The sequence below is a fragment of the Parasediminibacterium sp. HNIBRBA5674 genome (assembly GCF_056745525.1).
This window is the reverse complement of record NZ_JBQWIE010000007.1, coordinates 78473-104995: the sequence shown is the minus strand read 5'-3', so window position 1 is coordinate 104995 and position 26523 is coordinate 78473. Positions and strand designations below refer to the sequence as shown.

At 35.2% G+C, this 26523-nt stretch carries 27 protein-coding genes; 21 read left to right on the top strand and 6 right to left on the bottom strand.

All coding sequences use genetic code 11. The features are described 5' to 3' along the window. Positions 1–7 precede the first annotated feature (7 nt). The 5 genes from ACT9TX_RS05430 to ACT9TX_RS05410 all read left to right on the top strand — a co-directional run bounded on the left by ACT9TX_RS05430 (position 8) and on the right by ACT9TX_RS05410 (position 5171). Complete coding sequence (locus ACT9TX_RS05430) at positions 8–1096, top strand: glycosyltransferase (protein ID WP_481337216.1); 1089 nt, start codon at positions 8–10, stop codon at positions 1094–1096. Then, positions 1096–2226, top strand: coding sequence for a glycosyltransferase family 4 protein (locus ACT9TX_RS05425; RefSeq protein WP_481337214.1), 1131 nt, complete (start codon positions 1096–1098; stop codon positions 2224–2226). Before ACT9TX_RS05430 ends, ACT9TX_RS05425 begins: the two co-directional genes overlap by 1 nt. A 7-nt stretch (positions 2227–2233) precedes the next feature. Then, entirely contained in the window at positions 2234–2947 is a 714-nt protein-coding gene (locus tag ACT9TX_RS05420; protein WP_481337213.1) for a nucleotidyltransferase family protein, read from the top strand. Between the two features lie 103 nt (positions 2948–3050). Then, complete coding sequence (gene gmd, locus ACT9TX_RS05415) at positions 3051–4163, top strand: GDP-mannose 4,6-dehydratase (RefSeq protein WP_481337211.1); 1113 nt, start codon at positions 3051–3053, stop codon at positions 4161–4163. Between the two features lie 75 nt (positions 4164–4238). Beyond that, on the top strand, positions 4239–5171 hold the full coding sequence (locus ACT9TX_RS05410) for a GDP-L-fucose synthase family protein (protein WP_481337210.1): 933 nt from the start codon (positions 4239–4241) through the stop codon (positions 5169–5171). Positions 5172–5175: 4 nt separating this feature from the next. Here the strand turns inward: ACT9TX_RS05410 and ACT9TX_RS05405 are convergent, their stop codons facing one another. Together ACT9TX_RS05405 and ACT9TX_RS05400 are read right to left on the bottom strand one after the other, a co-directional pair. Beyond that, a complete protein-coding gene (locus ACT9TX_RS05405) occupies positions 5176–6447 on the bottom strand; it encodes a hypothetical protein (RefSeq protein WP_481337209.1) in 1272 nt (423 codons plus the stop codon). Between the two features lie 3 nt (positions 6448–6450). Then, positions 6451–7569: a glycosyltransferase family 4 protein gene (locus ACT9TX_RS05400; RefSeq protein WP_481337208.1), complete on the bottom strand. Its 1119-nt coding sequence runs from the start codon at positions 7567–7569 to the stop codon at positions 6451–6453. A gap of 326 nt (positions 7570–7895) precedes the next feature. On the opposite strand from ACT9TX_RS05400, the gene rfbB reads away from it, so the two are divergent. The 12 genes from rfbB to pheS all read left to right on the top strand — a co-directional run bounded on the left by rfbB (position 7896) and on the right by pheS (position 18591). After that, entirely contained in the window at positions 7896–8948 is a 1053-nt protein-coding gene (gene rfbB / locus ACT9TX_RS05395; RefSeq protein WP_481337207.1) for a dTDP-glucose 4,6-dehydratase, read from the top strand. Positions 8949–9055: 107 nt separating this feature from the next. Continuing rightward, positions 9056–9613 (top strand): dTDP-4-dehydrorhamnose 3,5-epimerase, encoded by a 558-nt coding sequence (rfbC, locus tag ACT9TX_RS05390; RefSeq protein ID WP_481337206.1) that lies wholly within the window; start codon positions 9056–9058, stop codon positions 9611–9613. Between the two features lie 98 nt (positions 9614–9711). Beyond that, the gene (gene rfbA / locus ACT9TX_RS05385) at positions 9712–10569 is read left to right on the top strand and encodes a glucose-1-phosphate thymidylyltransferase RfbA (RefSeq protein WP_481337205.1); all 858 of its coding nucleotides are present in this window, start codon (positions 9712–9714) and stop codon (positions 10567–10569) included. Positions 10570–11420: 851 nt separating this feature from the next. Continuing rightward, complete coding sequence (locus ACT9TX_RS05380) at positions 11421–11876, top strand: MarR family winged helix-turn-helix transcriptional regulator (RefSeq protein WP_481337204.1); 456 nt, start codon at positions 11421–11423, stop codon at positions 11874–11876. Positions 11877–11926: 50 nt separating this feature from the next. Continuing rightward, positions 11927–12640 carry a pirin family protein gene (locus ACT9TX_RS05375; protein WP_481337203.1) on the top strand — a complete coding sequence of 238 codons (714 nt, stop codon included), beginning with the start codon at positions 11927–11929 and terminating at the stop codon, positions 12638–12640. 12 nt (positions 12641–12652) lie between these two features. Further along, positions 12653–13525: a pirin family protein gene (locus ACT9TX_RS05370; protein WP_481337202.1), complete on the top strand. Its 873-nt coding sequence runs from the start codon at positions 12653–12655 to the stop codon at positions 13523–13525. Between the two features lie 95 nt (positions 13526–13620). Further along, complete coding sequence (locus ACT9TX_RS05365) at positions 13621–14148, top strand: YceI family protein (protein ID WP_481337201.1); 528 nt, start codon at positions 13621–13623, stop codon at positions 14146–14148. A 41-nt stretch (positions 14149–14189) separates the two neighbouring features. After that, positions 14190–14426 (top strand): pirin family protein, encoded by a 237-nt coding sequence (locus tag ACT9TX_RS05360; protein WP_481337236.1) that lies wholly within the window; start codon positions 14190–14192, stop codon positions 14424–14426. 75 nt (positions 14427–14501) lie between these two features. After that, positions 14502–15053, top strand: a complete 552-nt coding sequence (locus ACT9TX_RS05355; RefSeq protein ID WP_481337200.1) for an NADPH-dependent FMN reductase — start codon at positions 14502–14504, stop codon at positions 15051–15053. A 51-nt stretch (positions 15054–15104) separates the two neighbouring features. Beyond that, positions 15105–16952 (top strand): amidophosphoribosyltransferase, encoded by a 1848-nt coding sequence (locus ACT9TX_RS05350; RefSeq protein WP_481337199.1) that lies wholly within the window; start codon positions 15105–15107, stop codon positions 16950–16952. 23 nt (positions 16953–16975) lie between these two features. Continuing rightward, entirely contained in the window at positions 16976–17482 is a 507-nt protein-coding gene (locus ACT9TX_RS05345; RefSeq protein ID WP_481337198.1) for an FKBP-type peptidyl-prolyl cis-trans isomerase, read from the top strand. Positions 17483–17562: 80 nt separating this feature from the next. Continuing rightward, complete coding sequence (pheS, locus tag ACT9TX_RS05340) at positions 17563–18591, top strand: phenylalanine--tRNA ligase subunit alpha (protein WP_481337197.1); 1029 nt, start codon at positions 17563–17565, stop codon at positions 18589–18591. Between the two features lie 72 nt (positions 18592–18663). Here the strand turns inward: pheS and ACT9TX_RS05335 are convergent, their stop codons facing one another. From ACT9TX_RS05335 to ACT9TX_RS05325, 3 genes are all read right to left on the bottom strand, one after another. Beyond that, complete coding sequence (locus ACT9TX_RS05335) at positions 18664–19812, bottom strand: acyloxyacyl hydrolase (protein ID WP_481337196.1); 1149 nt, start codon at positions 19810–19812, stop codon at positions 18664–18666. Positions 19813–19967: 155 nt separating this feature from the next. After that, positions 19968–20237, bottom strand: a complete 270-nt coding sequence (locus ACT9TX_RS05330) for a hypothetical protein (protein ID WP_481337195.1) — start codon at positions 20235–20237, stop codon at positions 19968–19970. Between the two features lie 83 nt (positions 20238–20320). After that, entirely contained in the window at positions 20321–20752 is a 432-nt protein-coding gene (locus ACT9TX_RS05325; RefSeq protein ID WP_481337194.1) for a hypothetical protein, read from the bottom strand. Between the two features lie 283 nt (positions 20753–21035). On the opposite strand from ACT9TX_RS05325, the gene ACT9TX_RS05320 reads away from it, so the two are divergent. Together ACT9TX_RS05320 and dnaB are read left to right on the top strand one after the other, a co-directional pair. Then, positions 21036–21809 carry a fatty acid desaturase gene (locus ACT9TX_RS05320; RefSeq protein ID WP_481337193.1) on the top strand — a complete coding sequence of 258 codons (774 nt, stop codon included), beginning with the start codon at positions 21036–21038 and terminating at the stop codon, positions 21807–21809. Between the two features lie 416 nt (positions 21810–22225). After that, positions 22226–23818, top strand: a complete 1593-nt coding sequence (gene dnaB, locus ACT9TX_RS05315) for a replicative DNA helicase (RefSeq protein WP_481337192.1) — start codon at positions 22226–22228, stop codon at positions 23816–23818. Positions 23819–23977: 159 nt separating this feature from the next. Here the strand turns inward: dnaB and ACT9TX_RS05310 are convergent, their stop codons facing one another. Beyond that, positions 23978–24358: a DUF4783 domain-containing protein gene (locus tag ACT9TX_RS05310; RefSeq protein ID WP_481337190.1), complete on the bottom strand. Its 381-nt coding sequence runs from the start codon at positions 24356–24358 to the stop codon at positions 23978–23980. A gap of 103 nt (positions 24359–24461) precedes the next feature. Here ACT9TX_RS05310 and gpmI point away from each other — a divergent pair, with 103 nt between their 5' ends. After that, positions 24462–25982 carry a 2,3-bisphosphoglycerate-independent phosphoglycerate mutase gene (gene gpmI, locus ACT9TX_RS05305; RefSeq protein ID WP_481337189.1) on the top strand — a complete coding sequence of 507 codons (1521 nt, stop codon included), beginning with the start codon at positions 24462–24464 and terminating at the stop codon, positions 25980–25982. Between the two features lie 11 nt (positions 25983–25993). After that, complete coding sequence (locus ACT9TX_RS05300) at positions 25994–26494, top strand: heme-binding domain-containing protein (RefSeq protein ID WP_481337188.1); 501 nt, start codon at positions 25994–25996, stop codon at positions 26492–26494. Positions 26495–26523: the final 29 nt, after the last annotated feature.

Sequence of the window (26523 nt, the reverse complement as noted above, 5' to 3'; positions counted from 1 at the left end):
AGGTACTATGCGAATTGGATTAATTTGTTTTAATAATACAGCGTTTAGTGTGATTGCAGATCAGTTTTTAGGATTAGCAATTAGCTGTTCTGAGGTTGATGAGAATAATGAATATTATACCATTGTTTCTAATCAATTAGCCGCAAATCCAGACAGTAAGCATGTTAAAAATATAATTAAATTATCGTATAGTAAAACTAATTTTTTTAAATTATTTAAAACGGCATGGCAGATACATAAGACATTGAAAAATAATAAAGTTGATAGAATTTTTGTTTTTGGCGAAAACCCTCTACATGCTTTAGTTTGTTTGTTGTTCAATGGGATATCCGTTGCAACCATTTTAGATCCAAAAGACCATTCTGGCTATAACCGATTTAATAATGTACTTTATTTTACCTCTAGGGTAATATTAATATCAAACTGCAGACGAATTTTATTAGCTTGTCCTTGCTTGTATGAAATGCTAATAGAAAACTTTAAGAAACTTTTTGGTAAAGATTATATTGAAAAAAAATTAGGGCATCTTGATTATGGTAATTTTTACAATATTGAAGATATATCAATATGTTTAAAAAGTGATGTAGAGAAAGAGTTCGACTTGTGCTATTTTGGACGTATTGAGAAGTATAAAGGTGTTGATTTTTTGATAGACGTTTTGAAAGAATGGGAAAATCAAAATAATAGTGCTTTGAAGTTACTCGTTATTAGTAAAAATTTCGAGATTAAAAATACTACTGAAAATATAACAATTATTAACGATTATTTGAGTACACAAGAATTACTAAATAAAATTGCGTCATCAAAATTTGTAATTATGCCATATTTAGATGCAACAGGTACTTATACTGTACATTTAGCGAATATAGCAGGCGTTCCAGTTATTGCATCAGATAGTGGTTGTTTTCCTTACTTCATAAAAGATCAGGTAAATGGATTTACTTTCAAAGCAGGTGATAAAAGCGCTTTATTAGAAACCCTTATTAAAATGAATACTCTACAATTTAGTCCAAGTGAAATACGAAATTATAATATTAAGCGACATGCTTTAAAAATTACAACTCCCAATTTTGTTAACACAATTACTGGTTGTTGATGTCAAAAAAAAATTCTACAGTTCTCGTTGCTTTTAACCTAAGTGTAGGGATGGAACTTTACTACAAATCCTTGTATGAATGGCTGTCCAAAGAAATATATGTTTATAGTGCATTGGCAGATTATGTTAAAGATGATATATTTTATAGTTCAAAAGATATATCTTGGTTCAAAACAGGTCGTTCTAAGGTTGATTTTATTATATCTTTCTTTAACCCGATTATATATTATAAATATATTAGTGTAATATTTAGTTCAAAATCGCATACAGTTTTTTTTATTTCTAGCCATCCTTTGAACATAATTTTAGTGCCAATAACACGCTTTTTACTAAATAAAAAAGTAGTTGTTCATATTCATGACCCTTTGCCGCATAGTGGCTACAGTTATACATGGAAGTTATTTATACTTTTAACCAACTATTGCCAGTCTTTTTGCGCTAATCATATTGTTGTATTTAGCCAATCTCTTAAACTTATCATAGAAGAAAAATATCGATTACCTAGCTCAAAAATAAGCGTTATTAAACATGGTGCTTGTAGGCAAGAAATAAATCAGCCTCTTGTTAAAGGTTTAAGAAGACAGTATATATCAATGCTTGGAATCATACGAGAATATAAAGGACTAGATGTTTTTTTAAATGCCATTCTTCTTGCACAACCACAATGGGATAACCTCAAACGAAAATCTATCAAATTTTTAATTAAAGGTGAGGGTAATATTGAGTTATACCGTCATCTTATTGATCAAATTGACGAGGATTTGCTTATAATAAATAACGTTAGAATTAGCAATGAGGAGTTTGATGAAACCTTGCAAAAATCTTTGGTATTAGTATTGCCATATAAAGATGCAACTCAAACGGGGAACATTCCATTAGCATATTATAATTCTTGTCCCGTAATTATTTCAAATGTTGGAGGATTGCCAGAACTTGTACTACAGGGCCAAACAGGTTTTATTTTAAAAGAAAATTCGCCTCAAGAACTTTTAAACGAAATCATGTATTTTATTTACAATGAAGAGGTTAACGAAAAATATCAGAATGCAGCCTTTGATTATTATATCCGAAATCTTAAATGGTCAACAATAAGTAAAAAAATCTTTGTAACATTATCGTTGAATAATTGAACAATTAATGCAAGCAATCATCCTCGCAGGCGGCTTAGGTACAAGACTAAGAAGTGTTATTAACCAACAGCCAAAAGCACTAGCACCTGTAGTTGGCAAGCCTTTTTTATATTGGTTAATTACTTATTTACAAAAGCAAGGGGTTACCAACTTTATATTTTCGCTTGGTTACTTACACGAGCAGGTAGAAATATTTTTAAAGGATCAATTTCCCACGCTTACATATCAAACTGTTGTAGAAAATGAGCCTTTAGGTACTGGTGGGGCTATTAAATTATGTTTAAATTTTTGTAATCAAGAGGATATTATGTTAGCAAATGGTGATACCTTTTTTGAATTGAATATTTCGGCTTTTTATCAAAATTTTATTAAAACAGCGTCAGATTGTTCAATTGCCCTAACACCTATGCAACACTTTGATAGATATGGTTCTGTGACAATCACACAAGAAAATATAATTACTGAATTTAATGAGAAACAATATTGCGAAAGCGGTCTGATTAATACAGGATTAGTACTATTTAAGAAGTCGGTATTTGAATCAAAAACTAATTATGCTTCAAATAAATTCTCATTTGAGAAAGATTTTATAGAGCCTAATACATCAAATTTAAAAATAACAGGGTATATTGCAAACGGATATTTTATTGATATTGGTATACCAGAAGACTATCAAAAAGCACAAGTTGAGATAGAATCCCTATTTTTTCGACGTGGCTAATAGCAGATTATTAGATTTAATATTTCAAAGAACACATCTAACGATTATTGTAGGTTTGAAATAATAATCATTTTTTTGAAATTAAACAATAAATACAACACACATGAAAGTAGCTTTAATTACAGGTATTACTGGTCAAGATGGTGCTTATTTAGCAGAATTATTGCTAAGAAAAGGCTATCAAGTACACGGTATCAAACGCAGAAGTTCGTTATTTAATACTGGTAGAATTGACCATTTCTACCAAGATCCACACATACCAGATCGTAATTTAGTTTTACATCATGGCGATTTAACAGATAGCACCAATTTAATACGTATTATACAAGAGGTTCAGCCCGATGAAATTTACAACTTGGCCGCTATGAGCCACGTGCACGTAAGTTTTGAAGAGCCAGAATATACAGCCAATGCTGATGGTATTGGTACTTTGCGTATACTAGAAGCTGTGCGTTTGTTGGGCATGATTAAAAAAACCAAAATTTATCAAGCTTCTACGTCAGAATTATATGGATTGGTGCAAGCTGTACCACAAAGCGAAACCACACCTTTTTATCCACGTTCGCCTTATGCCGTAGCTAAATTATATGCTTATTGGATTACTGTAAACTACCGTGAAGCGTATGGTATGTATGCTTGTAACGGTATTTTATTTAACCATGAAAGCCCATTACGTGGTGAAACATTTGTCACTAGAAAAATAACACGTGCCACCGCAAAAATTGCTTTGGGTTTGCAAGACACAATATATTTAGGTAATTTATCTGCACGTAGAGATTGGGGCCATGCAAAAGACTATGTAGAAGGGATGTACTTGATTTTACAGCAAGAAGTTCCTGAAGATTTTGTATTGGCAACAGGCGTTACTACCGAAATTAGAAACTTCGTTAAAATGTCTTTCGAACAAGTTGGTGTAAACATTGAATTTAGAGGTGAAGGCGAAAACGAAGAAGGCTTTGTTGTGTCTTGCACAGGTGAGTACCAACTACCTGAAGGTAAAGTAGTGGTAAAAGTAGACCCACGATATTATCGCCCTACTGAGGTTGAATTATTGATAGGTGACCCAACTAAAGCCAACGAAAAACTAGGCTGGAAACCTAAATATGATTTACAAGCTTTGGTTACTGAAATGGTAGCTAGCGATTTAGATTTATTTAAGAAAGAGAAACACTTGCGTGACAATGGATTTGCACACAAGAACGAATTTGAAAATTAATATTACAATATTTGTAAAACAGCAGGAAACTTCATCCTGCTGTTTTTTATTTAACAAACATCCAAACAACACAACATGGATAAGCAAGCTAAAATATATATAGCCGGCCATAGAGGAATGGTTGGTAGTGCCATACAAAGGCGACTGGTAAAAGACGGATATACCAATATCATCACAAAAACTTCTAAAGAATTAGACTTACGTAATCAGCAAGCTGTAAATGCTTTTTTTGAAACCGAGAAGCCTACGTATGTTTTTTTAGCCGCCGCAAAAGTGGGTGGCATTGTTGCGAATAATACCTATAGAGCAGATTTTATTTATGAGAACTTAATGATTGAAGCCAATATTATTCATGCATCTTATGTAAATAAAGTAGAGAAATTATTATTCCTTGGTTCGTCTTGCATTTATCCAAAATTGGCACCTCAGCCATTAAAAGAGGAATATATATTAAGTGGTTACTTAGAACATACCAATCAACCTTATGCCGTTTCTAAAATTGCTGGTATAGAATTGTGTGATGGTTATAGAGCGCAATACGGTTGCAACTTTATCTCAGCTATGCCTACCAATTTGTATGGCCCAAATGATAACTACGATCTTCAAAAGTCGCATGTGTTGCCAGCTATGTTGCGTAAGTTTATTACAGCTAAACGTAACAATGTGTCAACTGTAGAATTATGGGGCACGGGTAGCCCTAAAAGAGAGTTTTTATATGTAGATGAAATTGCTGACGCTTGTATGTTTTTAATGGATAGTTATAACGACAAAGGATTGGTAAATATTGGTTGTGGTTACGATGTATCTATTAAAGAATTGGCATTGCTTATAAAAGATGTTGTTGGTTATGAAGGCGAAGTGATTTTTGATACCACTAAGCCAGATGGTACACCAAGAAAATTGATGGATGTAAGCAAGATTAATCAACTAGGGTGGACATCTAAAATTACATTAGAACAAGGTATCAAAATGGTGTATGAAGATATAAAAGACACTATTTGGGATTAAGTATCTAGTATAAACGAAGCCATTTATTTAGCCAAGTTTCAAGTTTGTTGTTGCTATCGCAAATGATGAGCATTGGTAGTAACAACATTACTTCAAAAAATACACGGTAACGCACAATTGCACCTGCAAAAGGTACGGTATATCCAATCATTAAATAGTTTATCAAAGCTAAAAACAGTAGCAGCATCAGTAATGGATGTTCAGCTATTGTTTTTAGCTTTTTTATTTGTAGCAATGCAAGCGCTATGATTATTAATACAAACAAAGTTTCTACAGCTGCAAATAGCAATAATGGGCTTTTAGCTTCGGTTATATAAGGTCGTAAGAAGGTATGATTAAGAGCGAACGGCAGCACATTTGCGTAGCTAGAAAATGTACCTACGAGTTGCGGTACAAACATGTACGAGCCACCCTCTAAGTGCTGAAAAGCCTCTTGCCTTTCGGCCATTTTTTGTGGTAAATTAAACCCGTTTGGCCCCAAACTAGACAGAAAAAAAAGCGTAGCAAATCCGAATGTACAAGCACAAAAAACGTACAATGGTTTTGCTTTTAAATATTTACAAGCTGCAAATGCAATTAATACAGGTATTAACGATAAAGCAATAAAATTTCTTACAAGAAGTAGTAACCCAAAGTAAAGAGCAGCTTTAATAATGTGGCTAATTCTGTCGTGTTTGGTGTATTCAACAAAGTAGTACAAGCAGCCACTTAACCCAATAAATGCTAGACCATCTTTTCTAATGCCACTTTGCCAAAAAACAAAGGGTAGAAAAAGAAAAATGATTACGAACGCAATGGCTTTTTTTTGAGGAAAATAATTGGTAAATAACTTGTAAAAAAAATAATGCCCCCAAAAGGTAAGTAGATTAAAAAACAAGACGTTGGTGTAGTAATTACCTCTACTAAAGATATTGAATACAGCAAGCAATTTTATTAAAATACTGTACTGTAAATCTTTCCAATAGTTGTTGGTGGTATCAAAAAAAGTACTTGCTTGGCTTTTGTGATATGAATGGGTAAATAAATCTTGTACAAACTGCCAAGGATGATGCGATAAGGTTTGGTATTCTTCTAAAGATTGACGGTGGTAAGACCAAGTATCATCACCATTGTAAAACCTTAAAAACAAATAGCCATAAATACAACCAAGAATAAGCTTAATAATGAGTATTACACTCGCTTGTTTAAAGCTTAAATCTATAATTCTCTTTTTTGTAAGAAAATAAAACAGTGCAAGAGATAGCAAGAAATATATTGGCAGCAATAGCATCGTCATACCTTAATTTCTAAAGATTGAATTTGTAAGTGCTTGCTCAATTACCTGATTCATTTTGGCACTTATTTTTTCGTAGCTGTAGCGTTCCTCGTACAATTTACCACTGTTTTCGCCAAATTTGACAATACAATTTTGCTGATAAAATTGTGTAATTAGCTTCGCTAATGTAATGTAGTCACCAACTTCAACTGTATTACCATTAAACCCTTCATCTATTATTTCTGCAATACCACCAACTTTTGTGGCTATTATGGGTTTGTGCTTTTGTATAGCCTCAATTAAAGCAATTGGCAAGCCTTCGTAAAAAGTAGGTAGAATCACAATATCGCAATGGTTGTAACAGTTATCTATATCGCTTACTTCACCAAGTAAGCTAATAAAAGTTGCTAGCTGGTATTGTGCAATTAATTGCTCAATATACTGCCTTTGAGGCCCATCACCAGCAAAAGTAAAATGAATATTGGGCAAGCTTTTTTGGTCAACAATATATTTAAGTGCCTTAATAGCAGTGTGGTGGTCTTTCTGTTTTCTAAAGCAAGCTACCATCAACACATTATTAAACACTGTCGTTTGGTATTCACCGTTACTCGATGGCTTGTGCATGTTTGGGCAAACAAATACATGTTTATCATTTAAACCTAACACTTGTTTACCATAACTAGCCGTATGGTCAGATACACAGAAATAACTGTCGCTAAATGGTTTTAAACACCATTCGCTAAGCCTACCAAATAATTGCTGATACCAAGGCGTTCCTTTTTCAAAAGACCAACCATGTACTGTAAAAATATTAGGTGTTTTAGTGCTATAGCACACCATTCTTGCAATAATCCCAGCCTTGCTTGAGTGTGAAATGACAATATCTGGTTGATAGTTTTTTATAATTTCTTTTAAACTAATAGCAGCCTTAATATCATTAAAAATATTGTATGAGTTTTTTAAAGTAGGCAAATGCTGAACGTGGATGTTCATTGCTTCAATTTCTGCAGAAGCAATACCAATTTCGCCACTTACTACTAGGCAATTGTGCTGGTGTGCCAAATGGTCTCTTACACTTTCTACAACATGCCGCTGTGCACCATACATTTTGTCAAGTTGAGTAATTACATGTAAAATCCGCATTCGCTGTATAAAATTATTCTAGCCTATTTTGAGCCGAAATTAAAGGGAATTGCTAATTAAATGGTTTTTATGGAATAAAATAAACAAGAGATACCACGCCTGCTATTTATTGCATCCGTTACTTTAACGAGGGTTCAATAAGTTGGGTTGGCTTTAATTTTAATTTATACATAAATCTTCCAGTAAAGTCTACTATTTTTACAAGAACAAAATGGTGTTTTAATTAGCAATGTTTTGTGATAATATATTTTACCTAAAACCTTTTGAATCGTTTATTTTGCAAGCCTATATTCTTTTTTAAATACTAAAACCTACATCCAACTAGTATGAAAAATATTTTAATTACCGGTGGTGCCGGCTTTATTGGCAGCCACGTTGTGCGTTTATTTGTTACCAAATATCCCGATTATAACATTGTAAATTTAGATGCGCTAACCTATGCAGGTAACTTAGAAAATCTAAAAGATATTGATCAATCGGATAACTACAGTTTTGAAAAAATAAACTTGCTAGATGTTGAAGGCTTGGTAACCGTGTTTGACAAACACCAAATTACCGATGTTATACACCTTGCGGCAGAAAGCCATGTAGATAGAAGTATTGAAAGTCCACTAGACTTTGTGCATACCAATATTATCGGCACGGTAAATTTGTTAAACGTAGCTAAAACCAAATGGGCTGCTAATTTTAGCAAGCATTTGTTCTACCATATTTCTACCGATGAGGTTTATGGCGCATTAGGTGCAGAAGGATTTTTTACAGAAACAACACCTTATCATCCTAACTCACCTTACTCTGCAAGTAAAGCCGCGTCGAACCATTTTGTACGTGCTTATGCAGAAACCTACCATATTCAAACAGTGATTTCTAACTGTTCAAACAATTATGGACCCTTTCATTTTCCAGAAAAATTGATACCGTTGTTCATCAACAATATCATCAACAAAAAGCCTTTGCCTGTATATGGTGATGGCTTGTATACACGTGATTGGCTGTTTGTAAAAGACCATGCAACAGCTATTGATATCATTTTTCACAATGGTAAAGTAAACGATACCTACAATATCGGTGGCTTTAATGAGTGGAAGAACATTGACTTGGTGAAACTACTTTGTGCTTTGATGGATAAGAAGCTAGGCAGAACTACTGGTGAAAGTAAGCAACTTATTACTTACGTGAAAGACCGCCCTGGCCACGATAGACGCTATGCGATAGACGCAACCAAACTGAATAAAGAATTAGGCTGGAAGCCTTCAGTAACCTTTGAAGAAGGACTAGCACAAACCATAGATTGGTACTTAGATAATACAGAATGGTTAAACAACGTTACTAGCGGTAACTACGCAAAGTATTACGAGTCAATGTACGCAAATAGATAAGATAATAGCAACACGGATAAAAGGGATACAATAGATATTTCGGATTATTTGTACACAGGCAGTTATTACAAATCACATTAAAATTCCCCTTTAGGGGCTAGGGGCAAATGAAGGTTCAGGAAACAAAATTGAAAGACTGTTTTATTATCCATGATACAGTTTTTAAAGACGATAGAGGTTATTTTTTTGAGAGCTTTAACTTACAGCGCTTTGCAAGCTTAACAGGCATTACACCCAACTTTGTGCAAGACAATCAGTCAAAATCTAGCCGTGGTGTGTTGCGTGGTATTCACTTTCAGCAAGGTGAACATGTACAAGCAAAATTAGTGCGTGTGCTAGAAGGTAAAGTGTTAGATGTAGCAGTAGATTTACGTAAAAACTCACCCACATTTGGTGAACATGTAGCGGTTGAATTATCCGAAGATAATCATACACAACTGTTTGTACCAAGAGGTTTTGGCCATGCGTTTGTGGTGCTAAGCCCTACAGCTACTTTCTTTTACAAATGCGACAACTTGTACAATAAAGCTAGCGAAGGCGGCATTATTTACAACGACCCAATGATTGGCATTGATTGGCAAATAGATGCTGCAGAATTGTTGCTATCAGAAAAAGACGCAGCATTGCCAACATTAAACGAGATAAAAGACAGCTTATACTTTTAGTAACCCGTTAATCGAAAATTGGTAAACGCTAGTAAATTCCTACCGAAATACGACTAACGATTAACGTAATAAATCATCACTTCAAACTCGAAATCATCATGAAAGGCATCATACTAGCAGGCGGTAGCGGTACAAGATTGTATCCTATTACAAAAGGTATTAGTAAGCAATTAATGCCAATTTACGATAAGCCCATGATTTACTACCCATTATCGGTACTCATGTTGGCTGGTATTAAAGAAGTATTAATCATTACCACACCTGAAGACTCGCCACAGTTTAAGAAGTTATTAGGCGATGGTAAAGACCTTGGCTGCACATTTGAATATGCGGTACAAGAAAAACCGAATGGTTTGGCCCAGGCATTTGTAATAGGTGCAGACTTTGTGGGTACAGATAAAGTAGCTTTAGTATTGGGTGACAATATCTTTTACGGTGCAGGATTTAGTAAGCTACTACAATCTTTTAACGATGTAGACGGTGCCGCCATATTTGCCTACGAAGTAAACGACCCAGAGCGTTATGGTGTAGTAGATTTTGATGACAACTTTAAGGCTCTATCTATAGAGGAAAAGCCCGTAGCACCAAAGTCTAATTACGCGGTACCTGGCTTGTATTTTTATGATAATCAAGTGGTGGAAATAGCTAAGAATATACCACTATCTCCAAGGGGTGAGTATGAGATAACGGATGTAAACCGTGTGTATCTAGAGCAACAACAGCTACATGTGGGTGTAATGAACAGAGGTACGGCATGGCTAGATACTGGCACGTTTGACTCATTGGCAGATGCCAGTGAGTTTGTGCGTGTAATAGAAAAACGCCAAAGCCAAAAGATAGGTTGCATAGAAGAAGTAGCTTACCGTATGGGCTTTATTACCAAAGAACAACTGCTGGTACTAGCAGATAAATATGCTAAAAGTGGCTACGGTGAATACTTGAGAAGATTGAAATAGCACTATATCATTAATACTATATCGAGCCCTCAATACTTAAGAAGTATTGGGGCTTTTTTATAGTAGCGAACAGTGGTGGTAAAATTGCTTTGTTCTAAAATAGCTATACTGGTTAATGAATAAATCCTGCTGTAGCTATACAAATATTATATTTTAATTCTTTTTACATTAGATATGCCTTTTATCTGTACTTCGACTTGCCCTTCGGAACAATCTATACAGCTACAAATGACATTCCGATTTTCAATCTATAATAACGAGTTTATTTTTTACTATTTTATAGCTGCTCTAGGGTTTATAATAGGTTTACCTTTTGTTGAGGGGAAAGTCGAAGAGTGGGTAACCTTTTAGGACAAGAGAGCCCTCAATAGGTGGCGGTAGTTAAGGTGTTACCTCCGTTCTTTTACCTAAAAGGTAAATACAGTTCACCTTTTAGGTGGGTATACCACCCCAATAGGCTACTGTTAGGACACAAACAATTTGTTGACATTATCTTTATAGTTTTAAGAACCGCTTTGAAAAACATCTTTAAGGGTCACTTTGGGGATAAGCGAATAACAAATAGGGTGTATAAGTTACCAAGTTAGCTAGTAGTGTGGAATTTTGGCCGCAAAGGATACAAAGTACTTTATGTTCTTTTGTTGAAGATAATACTACAGATGTAGTATGCGACTCTTTCAACCATGTAGAATTAAAAAAGAGAAATATAAAAACATAAAAATTATTTATAAAATATGTTAATGCAGAAAATATCTCGCCATAATTATTTAAGACTGCTTCACTTTATACGTAATAGAAAAGAGAAAAATAATTTTGCAAATTAGATGTATATACATACATTTGTGTTGTTAATGAAACTAGAACAAGCAATACAGAGTACAAAATTTAAGAATGAAGTGCAGAAAGCATCGTTGAATGTTCTTTATACTGCATGGTGGTTAAAGAACCTAGTGAGTAAAGAATTGAAAGAATTTGGATTAACACATGAGCAGTATAATGTATTGCGTATATTAAAAGGTAAGTATCCTGATCAAATGTGCGTAAGAGATATAGCTTGTAGAATGATTGAGCAAAACTCAAACGTACCAAGGATTATAGACCGTTTGGTAATTAAAAAACTCGTTAAGCGTGCTACTTCTTTAGAAGATAAACGTGAAACAGTGATAACAATTACGCAAGCTGGCATTAGTATTTTGGAGTCAAGCACACTTGCTATTGATACAAAATATGTGAACTGTGTTTCTATTACAGAAACTGATGCTACAGTACTGAATAGTTTACTTGAAAAAGTAAGAGAAAAAGAATGAATTTTTTTGAAAAAATAGATGTATATACACGTAATTAAAAAATAAGAATCATGAAAACGATATTACATAAAGCGAACACAAGAGGTCATGCAAACCATGGCTGGTTAAATAGTTATCACACATTCAGTTTTGCAGGTTATTACAGTGCTGAGAGAATGAATTTTGGTGCACTACGTGTCCTAAACGATGACACCGTTGCAGGTGGTATGGGTTTTGGAAAACACCCACACGATAATATGGAAATAGTATCTATACCATTAAGTGGCGATTTAGAACATAACGATACTACGGGCAGACATGAAATTATTAAACAAGGCGATGTACAAATAATGAGTGCAGGTAGCGGTATTGCACATAGCGAGAAAAATTCTAACCATAATAAAGAAGTGAAATTCTTACAAATATGGGTGCTTCCAAAAGAAAGAAACATTGCACCTCGTTACGAACAAAAATCATTCCCACTTGCTGAGCGCAAAAATACTTTACAAACAGTAGTAGCGCCAGATAATGCTGAGGCTGTCTGGATTAACCAAAACGCATGGTTCACACTAGGCAATTTTGAAGCGGCACAAACTACTAGCTATACTTTACACAATGCAAAAAGTGGTGTGTATGTGTTTGTAATAAAAGGTAGTGTTACTGTAAATGGTATTGCTTTAGAAGAAAGAGATGGCTTAGGTATTACCGAGTCAGATTTGCAAAATATAACCGCAGATACAGACACAGAATTTTTACTAATAGAAGTACCAATGTTATTACATTAAACAAGAAAAACAATGAGATCAGTTAATAAAATTATTGGTGGCAGACCTATTAATGTAGGCAGCATCAAAGTGCAAGAATTACTACCAAACAATGGTGAATTTTTTAGTCCGTTTTTAGTATTTCACCATGGCATTGCTAAAATTGAAGAACATATACCCATAGAGCAACAAGGTGTAGGGCCACATCCTCACCGTGGGTTTAGCGCTATAAGCTTTATTTACCGTGGTGGTGTGCATCACAGAGATAGCAGAGGCAATAATCATAAAGTGTATGCAGGTGGTACGCAATGGACGAGCGCAGGTATGGGCATTATATATAGCGAACGTGTACCTGAAGATATTTTTAATTATGGTGGTGAACAAGAGTTATTGCAAGTATGGGTAAATACACCCGCTGCACATAAAATGAATCAGCCGGCTTATTATCCTGCTACAGCAGAGGAAACGCCAACCATTGTTACAGAAGATGGCTTGACTATTGTAAGAGTGCCTGCTGGCAATGTAAATGGTACAAAAGGCATTATACCAACATTTACTGATGTAACAACCGCAATGGTAGAAATGAAAGCTGGCGGTAGTTATACGTTCAATTTCAATGCAAGCCATAACACATTGGTGTATGTATTGAAAGGCAAAGTACTCATTAATGATACAGATGCAGTTACAACCAAACAACTTGCACTGATGAATAACGATGACGACAGTTTTACCATTACCGCTACAGAAGATACGATGCTATTTGTAGGTAGTGGCGAAATAATCAACGAACCTATCGCATCTCATGGACCTTTTGTAATGAACTATCAAACAGAAATTATGGAGGCTTTTAGAGATTATCAAATGGGTAAAATGGGTGTACTGATAGAAGATGCCCCCAACCCCTAAAGGGGAGTAAAAAATAAAATTCTTAACAAACAATTATTAATAACAACCTCCACAATAACACCCCTTTAGGGGCTGGGGGCAAAAAATTTAAAACAATGGCAACTTACAAAATTGATGCAATGCACAGCGACGTAACATTTAAAGTAAAACACTTAATGATTAGTACTGTAACTGGTAGCTTCACTGGTTTTGATGCAACTTTAGAAGCAGAACAAGCCGATTTAAGTGATGCTAAAATTAGCTTTAGCGCAGACATTAACACCATTTCTACGGGCAACGAACAAAGAGATGGTCACTTAAAAAGTGAAGACTTTTTTGATGCGGCTAAATACCCAACATTAAGCTTTTTATCTACATCGTTTAAAAAAGTTGATGGTAGCGATTACGAACTAGCTGGTAACTTGACTATTAAAGATGTAACTAAACCTGTTGTATTGGCTGTTGAATACGGCGGTACTATGACAGATTTTTATGGTCAGTTTAAAGCAGGCTTTGATATTTCTGGCAAAATCAGCCGTTCAGAATTTAGCCTTACTTGGAGCGCTGTAACAGAAGCTGGTGGTGTGGTAGTAAGCGATGATGTGAAATTGAACTTCTCAATTCAAATGGTAAAACAAGCTTAATCATTCATCTTTAAAAATTTTTCAATCATTAACATTGCTGGATTAATCAAAACGCTAAGTTGAGTTTGGGGTGTTTTACCGAAAAAACAGCGCTTACGTACTCGTTAAATCCTACTAACAAATGCGTTTTTGTATTTATTGTTGAAGGAAAAGCCAATATTTGCGGCCAAAATCTTAATAAAAGAGATGCTATTGGTATTTGGCAAACAAATACGATTCTGCTAGATATTGAACAAGACACTGAGTTTATTGTAATTGAAGTACCTATTAATCATTAAATTATGTGAAATGGTAAACGTGAAATGGCAAACCATTGTCAAGACTTTCACTTTTCACCTTTCACTTTTCACATCATGACCATCGAAATCGTTTCAGGAAGCCCTAGAGCAGCAAGCATTACCGTAAGAATAGCAAAATATTTACAGCAATATATTCAGCAACACCATGCAGAACATACAGTTGGTGTAATAGACGTAAGAGAATGGAAATTGGGCTTTTTAGAAACGGTTTTTAATTCGGTAGAAAATACACCTGAGCAATACAAGCCATTAACACAGCGCATGTTTGCAGCCGATGCATTCATTATTGTTACACCAGAATACAATGGTAGTTACACATCAGAAATTAAAAATCTGTTCGATCATTTTCCTAAGCAAGCACGTAAAGCTTTTGGTCTTTGCACTGCTTCTACAGGTGCACTTGGTGGTGCAAGAGGTACACAACCTTTACTATTACTAGTGCCAGCATTGTTTGGTATTGCAAGCCCAAGTTTATTAATAGTGCCGCACATTGATAAAAAGTTCGACGCAGATAATCAATTAATTGATGCAAGTTTTGAAAAACAAATACACACTTTTATAACAGAATTTCTGTGGTTGGGCAAACAATTGCAGCAGCAAGCATAAATAACATTTTTAAACAAGGGCGAGGTTGTAACTTCGCCCTTTATTTTTACTATGAGCGACGAAATAAAACACGAATGTGGCCTCGCCTATATTCGTTTAAGAAAGCCTTTCTCTTATTATTTGCAAGAACATGGCACTGTAATGTATGGCTTAAACAAGCTATATTTGTTAATGGAAAAGCAACACAACCGTGGTCAAGATGGTGCTGGTATTGCTTCAGTAAAATTAAATGTTGAGCCAGGTTATTCCTTCCTTTCACGATTACGTAGCAACGCACCACAACCTATAGCCGATATTTTTGCCAAAGTAGGCGCAGAAGTACAAGAATTAGCTAAATATCAGCCCGATATTACCAAACATCCAGGATTAATGAAAGGCCATGTGCCTTATTTGGGTGAATTGTTATTAGGCCATTTACGCTATGGTACACAAGGCAAAAACAATGTAGAATTCTGTCATCCATTTATAAAACGTGATACACAACCTGGGAGAAATTTAGCCTTAGCGGGTAATTTTAATTTAGTAAATACCGAAGAACTTTACGATTTACTAAACATAGAACCTGGTATTTTTCAAAAGCAAAGCGACCTTGCTGCAATGATGGAAGTAATTCATCATTTTTTGGTAAAAGAAGATGCTGAAAGTCCTAATTGTGCCAACCTTGTAAATGTGTTACAAAAAGCCATCCCATTATTTGATGGTGGTTATACCATTGGCGGTTTAATAGGTAATGGTCATAGCTTTGTAATGCGTGATGCGCATGGTATTCGTCCTGCTTATTATTATATTAATGATGAAGTAATTGTAGCTGCAAGCGAAAGAGCTTCTATACGTACCGCATTTAATGTAGGCGAAAATGAAGTGCTAGAATTAATGCCAGGTATGGGTCTAATTGTAGATGATAAAGGCAATTATTCTATACAGCAAATTGTAGAACCCAAAGAGCGCCGTGCTTGTAGTTTTGAGCGTATTTACTTTAGCCGCGGTAGCGACGAAAAAATTTATAGAGAGCGCATTGCATTGGGCTATCATTTAAGCAAGCGTGTACTAGAAGATATTAACTATGATTTAAAAAATGCCATTTTCTCTTATATACCAAATACTGCTGAAGTAGCTTTTTATGGTTTGGTAAAAGGCATGGAAGATTATTTAAACAAGATAAAAGTAGAGCGTATTTTAAGCTGGGGTAATGATTTTAGCGAAGAGAAACTTACTGAAATGGTTACTCGTAAAATTCGCCAAGAAAAAATTGCCATTAAAGATGTAAAACTGCGCACATTTATTACCAACGATGATAACAGAAATGAAATGGTGCAACACGTCTATGATGTAACTTATGGCACTGTTCGTAACCATCAAGATACGTTGATAGTAATTGATGATAGCATTGTACGTGGTACTACTTTAAAGGAAAGTATTGTGCGTATGCTAGCTCGTTTAAAACCAAAGAAAATAATCGTTGTTTCTTCTGCACCACAAATTCGCTACCCAGATTGTTATGGTATAGATATGAGCAAACTAGGCGATTTTATTGCCTTTCGTGCTGCGATTGAATTACTTAAAGAACGTGGCTTAGAACATATTTTAACCGAGGCGCAAGAAAGGATTAAAGAATTGCAACGCACTAATCAATTACATACTGAAAATGTGGTGCGCCAAATTTATAAGCCTTTTACTACCGAAGAAATTTCCATTAAAATTGCGCAGTTAATTACGCCAGAAGACATCACTTTTCCTACACAGGTCATCTATCAAACCATAGAAGACTTGCATGATAGCTGCCCTACCAATACAGGTGACTGGTATTTTACGGGTAATTATCCAACACCAGGTGGTAATAGGGTTTGTAACAAAGCCTTTTTAAACTATATGGAAGGCAAAAATGTAAGAGGCTATTAATTTTATAAAGCACCCAAAATATTATGAAGAAAATTGTGTTTATAGCAGCTTTGATAGCGGCTTCTTTTTACGTAGTTAGTTGTGGCAAAGCTTCTGAATCAACAAACACTATTTGCACTAACACGCCTGTGGCTAATGATTCTACTGGATTAATCAATTTTGCAACAGCTAATAATATTACTACCACAAAAGATGTTTCTGGTATGTATTACCAAATTATATCAGCTGGTACTGGAACTACGTCGCCAAATGCTAATTCATTGGTAAGAGTAAAATATAGAGGTACTTTATTAAATGGTAATGTATTCGATTCTACAAAAACAGATAGTACTGCTTCTTTTTATTTAAACCAATTAATAACTGGTTGGCAAATTGGGTTACCTAAAATTAAAGCTGGTGGTAGAATTAAGTTATTAATTCCTTCGGCCTTCGCATATGGCTGTCAAGGTGCAAGAACGCAAGCAGGTGTAGTTATAATACCAGAAAATGCCCCTATTTATTTTGATATGACATTGGTAAGTTTTCAATAATCATTAGTATAAATGGTAAACTAATCAGCGCTTTGCTGTGATAACACTTACAATTCACTTTTCACTATTATCTTCGCCAAATGGAACAGTTGTTACAGCAGATAGAATTGTATAAGCAAGAAATTGCTGCCGCAGAAGCTACCAATGCAGATATGGTAGAAGCATTTCGTATTAAATATCTTGGTACAAAAGGTTTAGTAAAAAGCGTGATGGGCGAAATGAAAAACGTACCAAACGATCAGAAAAAGGCTTTTGGCCAAATACTAAACGAGTTTAAATTTTTTACCGAAAATAAATTTGAAACACTTCAAGCTAGTGTTGCTACCGTTGCAGATGCTGGTGCTTCAATAGATTTGTCTTTACCTGGTAGCCCTGTTGGTGTGGGTACACGTCACCCTTTAAGCATTGTACGCAATCAAATAGTTAGCATCTTTAAACGTCTAGGTTTTGCGGTATCTGAAGGGCCAGAAATTGAAGATGATTGGCACAATTTCGGTGCGATGAACTTGCCAGAAGACCATCCTGCACGTGATATGCAAGACACGTTTTACATTAGCCAAAACCCAGCTTGGTTACTTCGTACACACACAAGTAGTGTACAAGCAAGGGTAATGGAACACCAAAAACCACCAATCAGGGTTATTTGTCCTGGTCGTGTTTATCGTAACGAAACTATTAGTGCAAGAGCGCATTGTTTTTTCCATCAAGTTGAAGGGTTGTATATAGATGAGAATGTAAGCTTTGCAGATTTGAAACAGACACTATATTTCTTTGTGCAGGAAATGTTTGGTAAAGATGTAAAAGTACGTTTTCGCCCAAGCTATTTCCCTTTTACCGAGCCAAGTGCAGAAATGGATATAAGTTGTCTTATCTGCGATAGCAAAGGCTGTAATGTATGTAAGCACACTGGTTGGGTAGAAATTTTAGGTAGTGGTATGGTGCATCCAAAAGTGCTTGAAAACTTTGGTATAGATGGTAACAAATACACGGGCTTTGCATTTGGTATGGGGGTAGAACGTATTTGTCAGTTAAAATATCAGGTAAATGATTTACGCTTGTACAGCCAAAATGATGTTCGTTTCTTAAAACAATTTACTGGCGCAGTGTAAATTGCTGTGCTTAAAATTAAAAACGCCACATCGAAATGATGTGGCGTTTCAATTTACTATATCTAATCTGCTTTATTTAATGCGATACAATAGCCTAAAATCAAAGAAATCAGCGAAATCTGCCCTTGCTAAAAAGCTACACCCAATGCGGTATTTTGGGGTAAGCTGATAAGTAATGCCATACCGCTGATATAAGTTTTTAACAGTATTAATATTTTTAAGATAAATCTCATTGTAAGTATCTGTATTTCTGTATACGTGAAAACCTAATTGCTGACTTAAAATAAACTTACTTAAATAGAATTCGTTACCAACTAACACGCTTGCAAAAAAACTAGATGTGTTGTCATTTGTACTTCGCTTTGTAAGTGCTAAACCCCCATCGTAATATGCCTCAATACCAGCAGTAAGCGCATTTACATTACTTACACGTTTGGTTGCAAATACAGTAGCGCCTACTAGTAATTGCTTTTTATATTTAATACCCACACCGGTCCAGCCATCTTTAAAAGCATTAAATATACCAGTGTAGTATTGAGCCATATTATTATTCTTCCAATTTTTATCTTTTACTCTTTGATAAGATGGCAAACGATTATCGCTGCTGTGGTATAAAATACCTACTGACAATGAAGGGTAGTTAATCCCTCTATTTGGTAATGCAAAGCCCGAATTTGAATTATGATTAAAATTTCCGCTTAAGTAACCACTAAAATGCTTGCTAATATGCACTGATGCACCTATAGATAATTGTATGTAAGCATTCAAATTGGAGCCATAATTAAAATTTGCCGTTATACTCGTGTCTTTTAGGTTTACGTTAGGGCTAGTAAGATACCCTATACCAAGCGCACCTTTTATACGTAGCTCTGCTTTGTTACCTACTTTAAATATTGGTTCTATAAAGTAGCCCACATTATAGGCCTTGCCAAGAATTGGTGTATTAAAGTCAAAATAACTAATTAACAACCCATTTCTACTCAAAAACCCCCACTTCTTATAAGTGCTATAACCACTATGTAAAGTTGACCATTCTAATGCTGCACCTCTTGGCCTTGCGCCTCTCGTGTTTTCAACCTGTTTAGTATGTACTAAAATTGTAGCATTATGAAGTAAGAAGCTATATACAGATTGGTTTTTAATAGCTATTGATGTATCACTCTGTGCATTTGTATTTTGCATTGAGATAACGATAGTTGCAAAAAGTAATAAAAGCCTCATTAGTAATGGTTTAAACAAAATAACAACAGTAATGCTTCATAAAGAAACACTTTTAAGAAATATTGTTGCTTTTGACGAACATTTATTGCAGTTACTAAACAAAAAGGGAGGCAAATAAACATATTTGCCTCCCTTTTTTAATATAGGAACATAATTTAATATTTCTTTTGTGCATCTTTTCTAGCTTGCATTTTTTCTTTTATTTCGGCTTTTTTTTCTGGTGGTAGGCTGTCATACTTAGCCTTCATTTCTTTAACCCTTTCCTTCATTTTTTCCTTTTCCTCTGGTGTAGCATTTTGCCATTTATCTCTTAATGCTTTGCGCATTTCCATTTTTTTCTTAGTTTTTGTGCTGTCTTGCGCATGAGACAATGTTGGTGCAACAGCAAGGCCAACAATCATCAATAGAAAAAACATTTTTTTCATTGTGTAATTTTTAGGTGGTTAAAATTTTCAATACTAATATACAGATACATATTGTAAAGAATGGTTTAAAATTTCCTTTCTTTTTATTGAGTCCCATCTTTACCAATAAATTCATATTTTGACAACAATCCTTCTTTAGTAATTAAGACAACTGCTTTTTTAACACCACGTGAATCTATTTTTATATCTTTCATTGTGGTGAGAGTGTAACCATTTCCTGTATATGTTTCTACAATATCATTGCCTGTTACAGTCTGGTTGCTATAATTTAATTGAATTGTTTTATTATCGATTGCTATAAAAGCCACTTTTATTGGTGGTGTTTCAGAAGTTGTATCAATTACACCAGTAACTAATAAGTAAAGATTCATCGTTTTAATTGCCATCTCATTCTCGCCCCAAAACATATTATTTCTAAAATATTCTGGTGTGAACCTAACACCTTCAAGTATTATTTTATGATTGTTACAAGATATAACTAAAAAAGAAATAAAGAGAATTAAAAACCATTTCATAATCAAATGATTAGGCATCTAAGTTAAAAAGATAAATACTAAAAGGATAGGTAATGCAGGTAAGGCAAAAAAAGGTAAATATAAATTCGTATCTATTATTTAACATCTAATTAGCCTACATAATCGTATCTTACAGTATTACCGCGAAATAATAAATAATTTGATGTAGAAAACAACAATTATATCCACACTTATTTAAACAAGGGTAGAAAAGTTGCATAATAAAATTCTTATTCCACAGAAACTTATATCTTTCTCGCCTTCAATTTTTTAACCCTTTTTTATGCTTGTCATTTTAGTATTCTTTTTTACGCATTGGTTCTTATCATTGTTTTTTCATTCGTTCTTTTTACATCGTTTTGCATCTCATAAAATGTATGAGATTAGTAAAAATTGGGAGCGAATTTTTTACGTCAGTACTTGGCTGGTACAGGGTTCATCTTACTTAGTGCCAAGAGCATATGGGGTTATGCATCGAATGCATCACACTTATAGCGATACCGAGAAAGACCCGCACAGCCCACATTTTTTTAAAGATGTGTACCAAATGATGCGTAGTACGATTCTTATTTTTCGTAGTTTTTTAACTGGTAAAAATTTGCCAGAACCTCAGTTTACCAAAGATTATTTACCCGTTTGGGATAAGTTGGATAAAATTGGGCATCATTCTTTTACAAGATTTTTATTTATGGCAGCTTACACTACTGTATATACTGTGTATGCACCTAGTTATTGGTGGTTTCTGTTGTTGCCTATCCATTTTTTAATGGGGCCAATACAAGGCGCTATTGTAAACTGGTGTGGGCATAAATACGGCTACAGCAATTTCAATAATGGTGATCATTCAAAAAATACATCACCTTGGGGTGTTTTACTAATGGGCGAATTGTTTCAAAATAATCACCATTTTGACAAAGCCGATGCCAACTTTGCAAAGCGCTGGTTTGAGTTTGATTTAACATACCAAGTTATGCGTGTGTTTAACGCAGTCGGTATTATTAAATTGATAGATCATGAACCACCAACACGACTAGAAAATATATCTTTATCAGCTTAAAGTAGTGGTTATAAAATATGTAAAGTGCGTACCTAATTGGGCGCACTTTTTTTGTGCTATTAGGAGGTAAATACAATCCACAAAGGCTGCTATATAGCAAAAAACCAATTTGCCAATATTGCTTACAATTCCAATACAACACAATTTTTTTTCAAAATTATTCTGCACATCAATTTGTGTATTACCATGTGTAAAAAGCGTAAAACTTTTGTTTTTGGTGGATAAGCTTTTGTATTTATGTGAATTAACATGCCTAACTTGTGCATAGCCTGTTGAACCAGTGTGCATTAATATTAATAGTCAATTTGTTTTTATTCTAGATTTTCTAAGTCATATTCGCTCCCCCGTAACAATTTGGTAACATGGTTGCGGGGATAGCAGCAACAATTAAGAACTAAAAAACTAGTAACGATATAATGGATCTAACCTCACTTAATAAAGACCGTAAACGCAGAAAAACCACCGTTGATTTGGGTACGATGGCCTTTGGTAAAGTACCACCTCAAGCACGTGACTTAGAAGAAGCTGTGCTAGGGGCTATTATGCTTGAGAAAAGTGCTTTTGATACCGTAAGTGAGATTTTAAAACCAGAATGTTTTTATGTAGAAGCGCACGAACATATTTTTCGTTGCATGATGAGCTTGCAGCAAAAAAGCCAGCCCATTGATATCTTAACTGTGGTTGAAGAACTACGTTTTAAAGAATTGCTAGAAGCTGTTGGTGGGCCTTATTTTGTAACCAAACTTACCAATACAGTTGTAAGTACGGCCAACATAGATGCACACGCAAGAATAGTGTTGCAAAAGTTTATTCAGCGAGAACTGATACGCATTAGTGGTGAAATTATTGGTGATGCCTATGAGGATAGCACCGATGTATTTGATCTATTGAATGAAAGTGAAGAGAAAATATTTAACGTAACCAAGCACTTTTTAAAGGCCGATTATAAAGAAATGAGTACAGCTTTGGCACAAGCTGTAACACGTATTGATGAAATGCGTACCAAAACAGAAGAGCTATCTGGTGTGCCTAGTGGTTTTCCTAGTCTAGACCGTATTACATATGGCTGGCAACCTACGGATTTAATTATTTTAGCGGCTCGTCCATCTGTGGGTAAAACGGCCTTTGCGCTTAACCTTACACGTAATGCTGCGCTCAATAGCATTAAGCCTACTGCTGTTGGTTTTTTTAGTTTAGAAATGAGTGCTGCACAGTTGGTGCAGCGTATTTTAAGTGCCGAAAGTGAAATACCATTAGAGAAAATTACTCGTGGTAAAATGGAAGATTACGAGTACCAACAGTTACACACAAAAGGTATTAAACGCTTAGAATCTGCCCCTATTTACATTGATGATACGGCAGCCTTAAACATTTTTGAATTTAGAGCAAAGGCAAGACGTTTGGTAAATAAGCACAACGTTGGCATTATAATTATTGACTACTTGCAATTAATGAGCGGTAGTGCCGATAATAAAAACGGTAACCGTGAGCAAGAGATTAGTAATATTTCTAGAAACTTAAAGGCTTTAGCAAAGGAGTTAAATATTCCAATTATTGCGCTGAGCCAGTTAAGCCGTGCAGTAGAAACCCGTAAAGAAAGTAAAATACCACAGTTGAGTGATTTGAGAGAATCTGGTGCGATAGAACAAGATGCCGATATGGTAATGTTCATTTACCGCCCTGAATACCACGAAATTCATAACAATGAAAGTGGCGAAAGTACCAAGGGTGAAACGCATATTCGTATTGCAAAGCACCGTAATGGTTCGTTAGATAATGTTATATTACAGGCGCACTTGCATATTCAACGCTTTGAAGATATTACTGATAGAAATAGTGGTATGATGACTGGTAGTGCTGCTGGCAATTGGAAACCGATAGCGCCTACACCTAGCTCGCCTGTTGGCGGCGCCCCAGATAATGGTGGCGGCGGTAGATTTTTTGTGCAAGGCAGTAAAATGAATACTGGCAACTTTGATGATGGTATTGATGGCGATGCACCGTTTTAAAACTACGCTACGCAAATGCTGCATAGCGATAAGAACGTATAAGTGAGTGACACAACAGCAGCTAAATAGTAGTACAAAAGTTGGTTTACAAATACTCAATACAACAATGAAGGCGATGAATTTCATCGCCTTTATCGTGTAATTATGTTGGTAAATAAACTAGTTGATACGCACTGTAATAATTTGTTTCTCACCATCTTTATTTTTAAGTAAAATGGTAATATTATAACCTTTGCCTGCGTTTTGCAATTTACCAGCAAGGTACATTGTTGCACCCATTTCTCGCTGGCTAGTAAGCTCAAAACCTTTAATGCCATTGTCTTTAAAAAAACTCTGAAACGTAAGACTAGCTTGCGTTTTGCCCACATTTTTAATTTCGTCTTTTTCGGGCAATTTTAAATCTATAAAGTTGTCAAAATATTTGCTAGTTTCTTCTGCATTACCGGTTTTTAAAGCGCTAATAATGGCTGGTACATTGTCGGCTGTTTTGAAGGAAAACAGCACGAAACATAAGCTCATTAGGGTTAAAATCTTTTTCATTTTTTATGGTTTATTAAGGGTTTAAAGGCTAAAAACATGCCAAAGTATCGGGTTTAAATGTAGCAAAGGAAATTGAATAATCAAATGTCTTAGTTTTATGCCCATGAGTACGAAAGCAATTTTAATTATTATGGACGGTTGGGGCTTAGGAAAGTCAAAAACCGCAGATGCCATTCAAAACGCAAAAACGCCGTTTGTTAGTTCGTTATATTCAAAATATCCGCACAGTACGTTGGTTACTTGTGGCGAAGAAGTAGGCTTGCCAGAAGGCCAAATGGGCAACAGTGAGGTAGGGCATTTAAACCTTGGTGCTGGTAGAATAGTGTATCAAGAATTACAGCGCATTAATGTAGCTATACGCAACAAAGAATTTCATACAAACCCAACCTTGCTTGCTGCTATTAAGTATGCGAAAGAGAATGGCAAGCCTTTGCATTTACTAGGTTTAGTAAGCGATGGTGGTGTGCACTCGCATACATCGCATGTAAAAGCAATAGTTGATACTTGTAAAGAACAAGGTTTAACAGAAGTTTATATTCATGCTTTTACAGATGGCCGCGACTGCGACCCAAAAAGCGGTTTGGGCTTTGTAAGTAATTTAGAAAAACATTTAGAAAATACTGTTGGGCAGATTGCTACTATCACAGGTAGGTATTATGCCATGGATAGAGATAAGCGCTGGGAGAGAGTAAAACTAGCTTACGATGCGATTGTGAATGGTATTGGCGAAACGAGTTACGATATTATTGGTGCGATAGAAAAATCGTATGCAGTAGATGTAACTGATGAATTTATAAAGCCTATTATTAATGGTAAGGTTGATAGCAATAAGGCAAAAGTGAAAAATGGTGATGCTGTTATCTGCTTTAACTTTAGAACAGACCGTTGTAGAGAAATTACTGAAGTACTTACGCAGAAAGACTTTCATGAGTTTAATATGGCTAAGTTAGACTTGCATTACACCACCATGACTGACTACGATAAAACATTTGTGGGTGTAAATGTGATGTTTGAGAATGATAACCTTAATAATACTTTGGGTGAAGTTTTAGCTGCAAATGGTAAGCAACAAATACGTATTGCAGAAACAGAAAAATACCCACACGTTACCTTCTTTTTTAGTGGTGGTAGAGAAGCTGTATTTGAAGGTGAAACACGCATAATGGCACAAAGCCCTAAAGTAGCTACTTACGATTTGCAACCAGAAATGAGTGCTTACGAACTAGCTGATAAATTAGTGCCAGAAATAGAAAAAGAGTACGCAGATTTTATTTGTTTGAACTTTGCAAATGCAGATATGGTAGGTCATACCGGTGTGTTTAGTGCCGTAGTAAAAGCTGTAGAAGCAGTAGATGCTTGTGTAGAGAAAGTAGCAACCGCTGCGCTAGCACACGGCTATACGGTATTCTTAACGGCTGACCACGGTAATGCAGATAATATGGTAAATGAAGATGGCTCGCCAAATACGCAGCACAGCGTAAACTTAGTGCCATTGTTTGTATTGTCTAATACTTACAAAGGCGGTGTAAAACCTGGTAAGCTAGGCGATATTGCCCCAAGTATATTAACAGTGATGGGCTTGCCTATACCTAAAGAAATGACTGGAAATATTCTAGTTGACTAATACTAAACACCATGAAAAAAGCATTCAAGTATATTGGTATTGTATTGCTAGTAGTACTAGTAGTTATACAGTTTATTCGCCCAGCAAAAAATATAGCTGCCACACCTGTTGCGCACCACATAAGTAAGCTGTATGCTGTGCCAGCAGATGTAGAGCAAACGCTTATAAAAGCATGCTACGACTGCCATAGCAATAATACCAGATACCCTTGGTATAGCAATGTACAACCAGTGGCTTGGTGGCTTAACAATCATATAAAAGATGGTAAGCGACACTTGAACTTTGATGAGTTTACCACCTATCGTATAGCTAGGCAGTATAAAAAGCTTGAAGAATGTATAGAGGAAACTAAAGAAGGCGAGATGCCTTTAGAAAGCTATACATTGATACATAAAAATGCAGTATTGACGGATGCAGAAAAGCTGTCTTTTGCTACTTGGTGCGAAACAGTAAGAGACAGTATAAAGGCAAAGTACCCTATTGATAGCTTAGTACTACCTAAAAGGAAGTAATTCAGTTATAGTATTAAACAATATTTTTA

Bases quoted from the DNA above. Each gene is read 5' to 3' on its own strand.
- ACT9TX_RS05430 (WP_481337216.1), top strand. From the start codon at position 8: ATGCGAATTGGATTAATTTGTTTTAATAATACAGCGTTTAGTGTGATT.
- ACT9TX_RS05425 (WP_481337214.1), top strand. From the start codon at position 1,096: ATGTCAAAAAAAAATTCTACAGTTCTCGTTGCTTTTAACCTAAGTGTA.
- ACT9TX_RS05420 (WP_481337213.1), top strand. From the start codon at position 2,234: ATGCAAGCAATCATCCTCGCAGGCGGCTTAGGTACAAGACTAAGAAGT.
- gmd (WP_481337211.1), top strand. From the start codon at position 3,051: ATGAAAGTAGCTTTAATTACAGGTATTACTGGTCAAGATGGTGCTTAT.
- ACT9TX_RS05410 (WP_481337210.1), top strand. From the start codon at position 4,239: ATGGATAAGCAAGCTAAAATATATATAGCCGGCCATAGAGGAATGGTT.
- ACT9TX_RS05405 (WP_481337209.1), bottom strand. From the start codon at position 6,447: ATGACGATGCTATTGCTGCCAATATATTTCTTGCTATCTCTTGCACTG.
- ACT9TX_RS05400 (WP_481337208.1), bottom strand. From the start codon at position 7,569: ATGCGGATTTTACATGTAATTACTCAACTTGACAAAATGTATGGTGCA.
- rfbB (WP_481337207.1), top strand. From the start codon at position 7,896: ATGAAAAATATTTTAATTACCGGTGGTGCCGGCTTTATTGGCAGCCAC.
- rfbC (WP_481337206.1), top strand. From the start codon at position 9,056: ATGAAGGTTCAGGAAACAAAATTGAAAGACTGTTTTATTATCCATGAT.
- rfbA (WP_481337205.1), top strand. From the start codon at position 9,712: ATGAAAGGCATCATACTAGCAGGCGGTAGCGGTACAAGATTGTATCCT.
- ACT9TX_RS05380 (WP_481337204.1), top strand. From the start codon at position 11,421: ATGAAACTAGAACAAGCAATACAGAGTACAAAATTTAAGAATGAAGTG.
- ACT9TX_RS05375 (WP_481337203.1), top strand. From the start codon at position 11,927: ATGAAAACGATATTACATAAAGCGAACACAAGAGGTCATGCAAACCAT.
- ACT9TX_RS05370 (WP_481337202.1), top strand. From the start codon at position 12,653: ATGAGATCAGTTAATAAAATTATTGGTGGCAGACCTATTAATGTAGGC.
- ACT9TX_RS05365 (WP_481337201.1), top strand. From the start codon at position 13,621: ATGGCAACTTACAAAATTGATGCAATGCACAGCGACGTAACATTTAAA.
- ACT9TX_RS05355 (WP_481337200.1), top strand. From the start codon at position 14,502: ATGACCATCGAAATCGTTTCAGGAAGCCCTAGAGCAGCAAGCATTACC.
- ACT9TX_RS05350 (WP_481337199.1), top strand. From the start codon at position 15,105: ATGAGCGACGAAATAAAACACGAATGTGGCCTCGCCTATATTCGTTTA.
- ACT9TX_RS05345 (WP_481337198.1), top strand. From the start codon at position 16,976: ATGAAGAAAATTGTGTTTATAGCAGCTTTGATAGCGGCTTCTTTTTAC.
- pheS (WP_481337197.1), top strand. From the start codon at position 17,563: ATGGAACAGTTGTTACAGCAGATAGAATTGTATAAGCAAGAAATTGCT.
- ACT9TX_RS05335 (WP_481337196.1), bottom strand. From the start codon at position 19,812: ATGAGGCTTTTATTACTTTTTGCAACTATCGTTATCTCAATGCAAAAT.
- ACT9TX_RS05330 (WP_481337195.1), bottom strand. From the start codon at position 20,237: ATGAAAAAAATGTTTTTTCTATTGATGATTGTTGGCCTTGCTGTTGCA.
- ACT9TX_RS05325 (WP_481337194.1), bottom strand. From the start codon at position 20,752: ATGAAATGGTTTTTAATTCTCTTTATTTCTTTTTTAGTTATATCTTGT.
- ACT9TX_RS05320 (WP_481337193.1), top strand. From the start codon at position 21,036: ATGCTTGTCATTTTAGTATTCTTTTTTACGCATTGGTTCTTATCATTG.
- dnaB (WP_481337192.1), top strand. From the start codon at position 22,226: ATGGATCTAACCTCACTTAATAAAGACCGTAAACGCAGAAAAACCACC.
- ACT9TX_RS05310 (WP_481337190.1), bottom strand. From the start codon at position 24,358: ATGAAAAAGATTTTAACCCTAATGAGCTTATGTTTCGTGCTGTTTTCC.
- gpmI (WP_481337189.1), top strand. From the start codon at position 24,462: ATGAGTACGAAAGCAATTTTAATTATTATGGACGGTTGGGGCTTAGGA.
- ACT9TX_RS05300 (WP_481337188.1), top strand. From the start codon at position 25,994: ATGAAAAAAGCATTCAAGTATATTGGTATTGTATTGCTAGTAGTACTA.